This window comes from Ignavibacteria bacterium (assembly GCA_016873845.1).
GTDB lineage: Bacteria > Bacteroidota > Ignavibacteria > Ch128b > Ch128b > JAHJVF01.
Genome location: VGVX01000091.1, coordinates 1 through 9,344, shown reverse-complemented (window position 1 = coordinate 9,344; position 9,344 = coordinate 1). Strand labels below are relative to the sequence as shown.

Genomic DNA, 9,344 nt, shown 5'->3' with positions numbered 1-9,344 from the left:
TGCTTCCCCTTGTCCCCAATTCACCTTGCGAAAGATCAACGACTCCAACTGTCAGCCCGCGTTCGACGAGTGAAATGATTGTTCCCCCCATAGAGAGTTCAACATCATCCGGATGCGCACCGAATGCGATTACATCAAGTTTTTCAGTTTTCATACTATACTTATATAAAGTTATTAAATGAAGGACTCAGAATCCATAATTATGTTCTGAATTTAAGCAATTAATCAGTTTCAAATAATTAATGATCCATGATATTGGAATAGAAATCGATGGAAAATTCATGAACTCAACCGAAAGTCACATACTCCTTCGGAGTTCCTTCGAAGAAAAATAAAAGAATATTTTTCAAATGGGTAACCCGGATTTTTTTATTTCGTTAATAATAATTTTATTGTTTGTGAAAAGTTTTTCGTCAGTAGCTTGCAGAAGTATACTCCACTCTGATATTTCGTTCCCTCCCATTTAGTCTCAAATGTGCCTGGAGAATATTCTTCATTGATCAAGGTTTCGATTTCTCTGCCTAGCATATCATAAATTTTGAGAGAAATAAGACTCGCAATTGGAATAGAAAAGCGGATTGTCGTTATTGGATTAAATGGATTGGGGTAGTTTTGGTGTAATACAAAAGAAATTGGGATATCACTATCAATTGTCTCCACACCTGTCGTTGTTTCATTGCTCTTATGAACTCCACCACTGCTCGTAGTCGCATAAATATAACCTGCATCATTAAAAGTAAAATCCCAAACTTGATTGCTCTTCAAACCTGAATTTAATTGGGTCCAGTTATTTCCATTATTTGTCGATCTAAATACTCCTGCATTAAACGTTCCAGCAAATAGATATCCATTTCTATTGACAGCAAGAGCTTGGACTCTCAAATCTGTAATGCCGCTGTTTATTTGCGTCCAATTATCACCATTATTTGTTGAACGAAAAACACCCCCGCCGTTCATAGTTCCTACGAATAATTCTCCACTTGCATTAATGATGAGAGAGGCAACAGATGCATAAAATGTTCCCGGCACTATCTGTGTCCAGCTAATTCCATTATCAGTAGAGCGATACACTCCACCATTTCCACTACCTATGAATAAAATGCCGCTTGAATTTATTCGAATTACATTGATGTAACTGATGGTTGTAGTAGTATTAACTTTTATCCAATTATCCCCATTATTCGTTGAACTGTATAGACCACCTGTTGCCATTCCGACCAGAATATCGTTGTTTGGCTTGATCATTATGCTATTTACATATGTATCGGTTAAGCCAATATTAATCGGACTCCAGCTACTTCCATTATTTGTCGAACGATACATACCATAACCCTCGACACCAGCAAATAAATGTCCACTCGAATTAATTGCAATTCGTTTAACTACTCCCCCACCAACAGCACTTAGCATAGTCCATGAAGTTCCATCATTTGTGGAGCGAAAAACGCCGCTAAAACTTGATCCAGCGAATAAATTGCCTGAAGAGTTAATTGCAATGGTATAAACATAATTCGTATTGGGCAGGTTTATTTGTTTCCAATAGGGTGTTTGACAAAACACAATTGGTATGGCTGCTGCCAAGCTAATTAAGATCTGAAGACAAAAAAATAGTTTAAACTGTTTCATAAGTACTCCTTTATTATTATTAATAAATTTTGTTTATAATTTATTTTTCGAACTTTTTCCTTGTATTTTTTCGATATCCATCCTGTCCTAATTTTCTAATAATTAGAAAAAGCAGATATGATATTAAACCTGAAACCGTTAAGTAGATTAAAATCATTATTACACACAATATTATTTTAATGCAAATTTATTGGGTATATAAAGAGATGTAATCCTACTTCATAAAGTAGGATATAATTCTTAGGCGGGGATCAATTAATTTTTAATTTTTTGCGTATTGTGCTGGTGTTTGATTGGTGAATTTTTTAAATGCTCTATAAAAGGCAGATTTTGTATTAAATCCAACTTCATATCCTATTGAATCGACAGAATGTGATCTTGAAATTTCTTTTAGCTTAATTTTCGCTTCTTCAATACGATAAGAGTTAATTAACTCAAAGAAGCTTTTTTTAAAGCGAGAATTAATTACATACGATAAATGATGCTTGCCGACTTTCAAGTCATGTGCAAGATTGTCAATATGAAAATTTGAATCGAGATAAGGTTTTTTTTCGATGAAATAATTTTGAATTTTCTCGCAAAGATGATCCCCAAGTTCTTGATTAATATGATAGTTTGATTTCAATAATTTTTCTTTATTGGGAATATTTTCTTTAACAAGTGCTATCGGCTGAATTGTTGTAACGAACATATTAAATTCATCAAATGAAAAAATAGCGGCATGACGAAAAGCATTAAATAGTATGTATAGGTAGATAAAGTTTATAAAGAGTGGAATAAAGACATATTCAACATTCGGAGTTGGTAATAAAATATAAATTAATGTCAGTGCAGCATTTAAAGAGAATATCAAGAGAATAAATTTCCATATATAACGTAATTTAATATGATCCTCATCTGAATAATACTCTTTAGCAATTTTAGAATAGCGATTAACGTTCATAATGGCGGCAAGAAAGTATGCGAACTCAGCAATTACAAACAATCCATTTATAGCATTCATCTGCCAAGGATAATTATTTGTAGTAAGCCCTTCTAAATAGACAACTTTCTCAGAGTTTGGTAACTGCAAAAAATCCCACCAGAAGAATAAATCTAAAATTATTATAAATAAAGTCAGAGCGTAAAGTGGATTTGCCCTCTTATAATTTTTTCCAATAAATAAATTAACATAAATGTATACAGCGGGTGCGTAGAGTTGTGCGGTAGCGAATGAAAAGAATAGTGTATGGGGAAATTCATAAATCCATCCTTGTAGGATGAATACATTGTTAATAAAATTAATAGCCGGAATAAAAATAATCACAGCTAAAATTTTATTGGTTATGCTGTTTGATTTTTGGAAATATAGGATTGTCGATAGAATTGAGAGATTTAAAATAGTGAATACATTAAAAGCTAATTCAATCATTTTCAGAATAGTGTTTAAATATACTGCAAGATAATATTTTAGAAATCAGATTCCCAGGAAGGTTGTAAATAAATAATTCCGGTTACCTGCTGGTCTTTCCATTAATATTTGTGCCGCTAAAGTAAAGTTATTGTCCGAGCCTAAAGATAGTAGATCAGCATGAGGTAAAATTAATTCCCCAATGCCAATTGTTGCAGATTATTAATTAACTTATATTTTAAATGATCCTTAGTTATTAAATAGGGAATAAGAATAATGGAAAGAATGGAATTCATTGACTATAACTCGTTATTACATTTCTTTCTTCAGCGAAAGGATGTTCTTATCAAGATCAAACTTCTTCTTACATTCATACTACCGCTTACTGAATTATCAATTCTTTATTATATTTGCCCATGAATCAGAGTTACGAAGCAGTTATTGGTTTAGAGATACACGCACAGCTTTCGACCGAATCAAAATTATTTTGCGGTTGTTCAACAAGATTCGGTGCTGAACCGAATACAAATGTTTGTCCAGTTTGCCTCGGTCATCCAGGAGTTTTGCCCGTCTTGAATAAGAAAGCTGTCGAGTTTGCAATTAAAATGGGGTTAGCAGCGAACTGCAAGATTTCCGAAAGATCAATGTTCGCAAGAAAGAATTATTTCTATCCCGATTTACCTAAAGGATACCAAATCTCGCAGTTCGAGCATCCGATCTGTTATGATGGATTCTTATTGATAGATTCAGATGGAAATGCAACAAGAAAAATTGGAATCACCAGAATTCACCTTGAAGAAGATGCTGGTAAATCTATTCACGATCAAAGCGATTCAACGTTAATCGATGTAAATCGGTGCGGAGTGCCTTTGATTGAAATAGTTAGTGAGCCCGATTTGAGATCACCCAAAGAAGCAGCTTCGTATATTTCACAAATCCGTCAAATTGTCCGCTATCTCGGAATTTGCGACGGCAATATGGAAGAAGGAAGTCTCCGCTGCGATGCGAACATCTCTATCCGCCCAAAAGGTTCGACTTCGCTCGGCGTAAAAACCGAAGTAAAAAATATGAACTCGATAAAGAATGTTGAGAAAGCACTGACTTACGAGATTGAAAGGCAGAAAGACATTCTTGAATCTGGGAAAAAAGTCATACAGCAGACTTTATTGTGGAATGCGGAAAAGCAAACGATCGAGCCGATGCGAAGCAAAGAAGAGAGTCACGATTACAGATATTTTCCCGAACCGGACCTTCCCATTATTGCCGTAAGCGAGGAATGGAAAGATGAAATCAAAAACCGTCTTCCGGAGCTGCCAGACATTCGCATGCAAAGATTCCAATCACAGTATGGATTGCCAAAATACGATGCTGAAATATTGACATCAGAAAAAGAACTCGCCGATTATTTTGAAGAATCTGCTAAACTTACCAATGATTTCAAGTCGGTGAGCAACTGGATTATGACAGAAGTCCTTAAAGTTATTAATGAAAAAAAGATAAGTATTCGTCAATTACCAGTAAAACCCGAATGGTTAAGTGAGCTGATTCATCTAGTCAATGCGGGTACCATCAGTAATAAAATTGCAAAAGATGTGTTCACTGAAATTCTTACTAATCCAAGAAGCCCTTCAATTATTGTTGAAGAGAAAAATTGGATGCAGGTTTCCGATATTTCCTCCATCGAGAAAATTATCGATGATGTGTTAGCCGCTAACCAATCGCAAGTTCAGCAGTACTTGAGCGGAAAAGAAAAAGTATTCGGATTTTTTGTAGGCGAAGTCATGAAACGGACAAAGGGGAAAGCAAATCCGGATATTGTTAACAAGATACTCAAACAAGGACTTGAGAAACTTAAAAGTTAATCCGTGATAATTAGTCTAATCCGTTAAATCAGTGTTCCATTCTTTTTTTCATTAACCGAAGATTTTCTAAATAATTCTTCGGTATGAAACCAAGCTTTTTCATCTTTTCAAAACTCAGTCCAATATTTTTCACCATTGGATAATCGGTAAATTCCTCACAGCTGGAAGGCAAAACTAAATTAGAATCAAATTCAAAAACTTCAGCCAGCTGTTTTACCATTTCGTAACGCGATAGTTTTTCAAAACCACAAAAGTTTATGATCTCGTTGCTCGTAGTAATTGATGGAAGCCGTGTTAAAAACCTTGCAGCATCTTCTACAAAAAGAGTACTCCGATATTGATCCGAAAATGCTTTTACCCTTTCTCCCCGCTTGAGCATTTCATAAGATGTATCAAAAAACGATCGACGAGCTGAGATGGTAAATCCAAACATCAAAGCAGTCCTTAAAATAACGAATTGATGCGAGAGCTTTCTTATGATTTCCTCGGCTTCAATTTTTGTTCGTGAATAAATAGTCAGCGGATTAAGTGGAGAATCTTCTTTCAAATCGTCCCCTTCAGCATAAACTAAATCTGATGAAGTGAAAACAAGAAATGAATGATGCTGATTTGCTAGATTGCAAATATTCTCAGTCGCTTCGACATTGATTTTCCGAATGTAGCTCTCCGAAGTTTCAATACTGCTGACCGGAGTAACTGCAGCCAAATGATAGACCAGATCGAACTTATACTTTTCAAAAAGTTGTTTAAGCTCGGAATAATCAGCGATATCGAATTGAACATTCTCGATATTTTTGATGTCCGGTTTTTCAGTTTTGAATAATCCAACGCTCTTAATATTCAATCCGCTGAGCTGCCGGCAGAGATGCATCCCCAAATAACCTGATGCACCTGTAATCAAAACTTTTTTCATAAACAAATTTTACCAAGCACTGTCGGAGTAGATGCACCCGTGACTCTTGGAATGTTTGCTGGATTTTCGGAGATATTTTCGTTTGCAAGAATAGCAAAGCAAATTGCTTCCTTGGAATCGGATGACATGATTTTACCGTCGATAGTTTTCACCCTTACTCTGTTACCAAAATAATTTTGAAGACTTGTCACAAAATATTTATTCTTTGCTCCACCGCCGGAAACTAGCAGCTCAGCAATTTCACATTCTGGACGTAAAAATTTTTGGTAGTTGTAAAATACAGCATAAGAAGTGAACTCTGAAAATGTTCTTACGATATCGACTTTCTTAAAATCCGAAAATCCATTAATTGCTTTATCAATGAAGTCCTGATTGTAATATTCTCTCCCTGTCGATTTCGGAGGTTCAGCATCAAGAAATTTGTCCAATCGAATTAACTTTTCAAATAATTTTTTATTCACCTCTCCCCTGGATGCAGTTGAACCGTCTTTATCAAATTTCCTGTTGAAAAGTTTCTTCATGAGATAGTCGATCATCATATTTCCAGGACCGGTATCAAAAGCTATCACATCATCCAACTTACATTTTTTCTTTAGAAGCGTGATGTTTGCAATTCCGCCGATATTAAGTAAAGCTCTGTTCGTTCGGTTAGATCTGAAACTGATGTAATCAAAGTAGGGAACTAGCGGCGCCCCTTGTCCATCAAGAGCCATGTCACCGGTTCTGAAATCACCGACAGTAACTATGCCAGTTAATTTAGCAATGACCGTCGGATCGCCTATTTGAAGTGTCGCTCTGATATCATTTCCAAACATTCGTTTTGATTTTGGAAGATGATGTATCGTTTGTCCGTGCGAACCAATAAGGTCAATGTCCGAAACACTGATTCCGTACTCGCGGCAGATGTTCTCCACAGCTTTTGCATACATCTTTCCGAGAAGTATGTTCAGTTCACAAATTTGATTGACTGTCCCTTTTCCGGGTAGAGAGTTTTCAAGAATTACATCTCTCAGTTTTTGGGGATAAGGATATGAATTGAAGTAAAGCTCTTTGAATTTAGTTTTAACTCCGAAATTTTTAATCTCAACAAGACTCGCATCAACTCCATCCAAAGAAGTGCCGGACATCAAACCGATAACAAGCTTTTTTCGTTTCTTCGATAATTTATTTAATTTCCGCATAAAATTTTATAACCAACGATCCAATATGAAAATTCTTTTAGGTGCACACACATCAATTGCCGGTGGAGTTGATACTGCAATCGACCGAGCAGTGAAGATCAAATGCAATACAATCCAAATATTCACCAAGAACAACAACCAATGGAAAGCCGCTCCTCTAACTGAAGAAGCGGTTCGAAATTATAAAAATAAACTCAAATTATCAAAAATAGCCCCAGTTATTGCTCACGATTCTTATTTAATTAATCTATGTGCAAAGGATCAGGAATTACTGCAGAAATCCCGAATCTCTTTCATTGATGAGTTAAAAAGATGTGAATTATTGGGGATTTCCTGCTTAAATTTTCATCCTGGTGCACACCTCGGACAAGGTGAAAAAGATGGAATAAAAATAATTGCCGAATCATTAAATATAGTCCACGAAAAAACGCCAAATTTCAAAGTCAAATCGATGATAGAAACTACCGCTGGGCAAGGGACAAACATCGGCTACAGGTTTGAACAACTTCGTGAAATTATCGATAAAGTTGAAAATAAAAAAAGACTCGCTGTGTGCATTGACACATGCCACATTTTTGCAGGTGGATATGATATTCGAACAGAGGAATCATATGAAAAAACTTTTTCGGAATTTCGAAAAATCATTGGGCTGAAATATTTAAAAGCATTTCACGTAAATGATTCTAAGAAAGAGCTTGGCTCACGTTTAGATAGACATGAACATATAGGGAAAGGATTTATTGGATTGAATGGTTTCAGACTTCTAATGAATGACAAACGATTTGAGAAAATTCCAAAAATTCTTGAGACGCCTAAAGGTCCGGAAATGCTTGAAGATGTGAGGAATATGAGAGTGTTGAGAAAACTAGTGAAAAATTGATTGATTGATTTCAATTGCGGAGTGCTGAACACAGCACCGCAAGTTTAACGATTGTGAAAGTTGGTTGTTTTAGTAAACAAGTTTTACAAAAAATATTCTGTGGGAATAATATTTAAATATGAGTCGATCTAAAAAGTATCTTAAATGTAATATGTTTCGAATTTCTTCTAAAATGTGAGACGAATTTATATCCGTTAGCTAACAGATGACCTTTTTAGGGCAGACTCATACATCAATTCTTTTGAATCTTTTTAAAATATTCTAATTGATAGATTCTCCCAAATGAAATTTTAGCAGAAGGACTACAATAAATTAAAATTCTTCAATATAGCGACGACTTTTTTGTCTTCTTTTGCTAATTCTCGAAGTGCATCGATAATGTTTTTAGTTGGTCCCTCTGATTCTATTTTTTCAACTGTCTTTTTAACTGCCGTATCAATGATAGTCCTTCTATCCCAGAAAAGTAATCCTGTGAAGGAAATAAACATTGCAGTAAAAATCCCTGCTAAAATCCACATGAATGTATATAAGTTATCGATTCGTTTATCAAGCATCTCAAATCGTAAGTCAATTGCTTTGAATCTTTCATCAATAGCTTTGAATCTTTCCTCAGTTCTTGCCTCAAATATTTTGAGTTCGTGATAAATTTGTTCATTCGTAATTCTTTCACCCCTGCTCTGTTCTCCCGTCTGACTCTGGTGGGAAGTCTTCGCCTCAATATCAGCTGAATAACTGAAAATCAAAAAAATAAATAAGAATTTCTTGAACATTGGCTTTTTACTTTTTAATCTCTGTTCAGTGTAAGATATAAAAAATAAAATGTCAATTAGCTTTATGATTACAAATTCAATCTAAAAATATTAATGTATTAGAAATAAGAAATGGTTGTGAGAAATTAGATAGTTGCTATAAGAATATATCACTGAAAAGGTATCTTACTCAATTAATCTCACAACCATAATCCCTTTTACAGATTTATTATCACGGATGTAATTTATGAGGTGCTTTTCAGTAATTTGGACTTTTGTTCCCGGTTTCGGTGCGTGGAGAAGATAAACATTATCATTCTGTTTAATTGCAATTGTGGTATGTGTAACATCGAGACTTGAGTCCGCAGCTACTAAAGCAATTATATCGCCATCCTCGATTTTGTTTATCATATTTTTCGATGCAAGCTGATTTTTATCTATATAAAACACCTCACGGGAATTCAATTGACTTTCGATCTGTTTTAATCTTGCAATATCTTCTTTTGACTTCAGTTTAGTATAAAGTTTGGGATTGCTTGACATGAAAGAAATTGATTGTGTTAAAAATTTATTTCCGCCAAGCTCACGGCTAACATTTCTCAAAATCCCTTTTTCTTCATTGTTCTCTATCCACTCGCTGAAGTAATGCAAGCGGCTCAAGTAGTCATCTTTAATACCATCTCGATACCGAATATACTCAAGCTCTTTGATATAGCTTTCGAAACTTGAATCACCTCGTTTGA

At 34.9% G+C, this 9,344-nt stretch carries 9 protein-coding genes; 2 read left to right on the top strand and 7 right to left on the bottom strand.

What is annotated here, in order from left to right; all coding sequences use genetic code 11:
- The 3 genes from FJ213_12125 to FJ213_12115 all read right to left on the bottom strand — a co-directional run.
- Positions 1 to 154: bacillithiol biosynthesis deacetylase BshB1 (locus tag FJ213_12125; GenBank protein ID MBM4176900.1), on the bottom strand; the 154-nt coding region annotated here is incomplete at its 3' end.
- Between the two features lie 215 nt (positions 155 to 369).
- Positions 370 to 1,626, bottom strand: a complete 1,257-nt coding sequence (locus FJ213_12120) for a T9SS type A sorting domain-containing protein (GenBank protein ID MBM4176899.1) — start codon at positions 1,624 to 1,626, stop codon at positions 370 to 372.
- 262 nt (positions 1,627 to 1,888) lie between these two features.
- Positions 1,889 to 3,037: a helix-turn-helix domain-containing protein gene (locus FJ213_12115; GenBank protein ID MBM4176898.1), complete on the bottom strand. Its 1,149-nt coding sequence runs from the start codon at positions 3,035 to 3,037 to the stop codon at positions 1,889 to 1,891.
- 395 nt (positions 3,038 to 3,432) lie between these two features.
- Between FJ213_12115 and gatB the strand changes: the two genes are divergently transcribed.
- The gene (gene gatB, locus FJ213_12110; GenBank protein MBM4176897.1) at positions 3,433 to 4,878 is read left to right on the top strand and encodes an Asp-tRNA(Asn)/Glu-tRNA(Gln) amidotransferase subunit GatB; all 1,446 of its coding nucleotides are present in this window, start codon (positions 3,433 to 3,435) and stop codon (positions 4,876 to 4,878) included.
- A 28-nt stretch (positions 4,879 to 4,906) separates the two neighbouring features.
- Here the strand turns inward: gatB and FJ213_12105 are convergent, their stop codons facing one another.
- The gene (locus tag FJ213_12105; GenBank protein MBM4176896.1) at positions 4,907 to 5,791 is read right to left on the bottom strand and encodes a sugar nucleotide-binding protein; all 885 of its coding nucleotides are present in this window, start codon (positions 5,789 to 5,791) and stop codon (positions 4,907 to 4,909) included.
- Positions 5,788 to 6,972, bottom strand: a complete 1,185-nt coding sequence (locus FJ213_12100) for an anhydro-N-acetylmuramic acid kinase (protein MBM4176895.1) — start codon at positions 6,970 to 6,972, stop codon at positions 5,788 to 5,790. Before FJ213_12100 ends, FJ213_12105 begins: the two co-directional genes overlap by 4 nt.
- A gap of 25 nt (positions 6,973 to 6,997) precedes the next feature.
- Between FJ213_12100 and FJ213_12095 the strand changes: the two genes are divergently transcribed.
- Positions 6,998 to 7,852, top strand: a complete 855-nt coding sequence (locus FJ213_12095; GenBank protein MBM4176894.1) for a deoxyribonuclease IV — start codon at positions 6,998 to 7,000, stop codon at positions 7,850 to 7,852.
- A gap of 302 nt (positions 7,853 to 8,154) precedes the next feature.
- Here FJ213_12095 and FJ213_12090 read toward each other — a convergent pair whose 3' ends face one another.
- Positions 8,155 to 8,622 carry a hypothetical protein gene (locus tag FJ213_12090; GenBank protein MBM4176893.1) on the bottom strand — a complete coding sequence of 156 codons (468 nt, stop codon included), beginning with the start codon at positions 8,620 to 8,622 and terminating at the stop codon, positions 8,155 to 8,157.
- A 165-nt stretch (positions 8,623 to 8,787) separates the two neighbouring features.
- Positions 8,788 to 9,344: DUF1460 domain-containing protein (locus tag FJ213_12085; protein ID MBM4176892.1), on the bottom strand; the 557-nt coding region annotated here is incomplete at its 5' end.

Bases quoted from the DNA above. Each gene is read 5' to 3' on its own strand.
- FJ213_12120 (MBM4176899.1), bottom strand. From the start codon at position 1,626: ATGAAACAGTTTAAACTATTTTTTTGTCTTCAGATCTTAATTAGCTTG.
- FJ213_12115 (MBM4176898.1), bottom strand. From the start codon at position 3,037: ATGATTGAATTAGCTTTTAATGTATTCACTATTTTAAATCTCTCAATT.
- gatB (MBM4176897.1), top strand. From the start codon at position 3,433: ATGAATCAGAGTTACGAAGCAGTTATTGGTTTAGAGATACACGCACAG.
- FJ213_12105 (MBM4176896.1), bottom strand. From the start codon at position 5,791: ATGAAAAAAGTTTTGATTACAGGTGCATCAGGTTATTTGGGGATGCAT.
- FJ213_12100 (MBM4176895.1), bottom strand. From the start codon at position 6,972: ATGCGGAAATTAAATAAATTATCGAAGAAACGAAAAAAGCTTGTTATC.
- FJ213_12095 (MBM4176894.1), top strand. From the start codon at position 6,998: ATGAAAATTCTTTTAGGTGCACACACATCAATTGCCGGTGGAGTTGAT.
- FJ213_12090 (MBM4176893.1), bottom strand. From the start codon at position 8,622: ATGTTCAAGAAATTCTTATTTATTTTTTTGATTTTCAGTTATTCAGCT.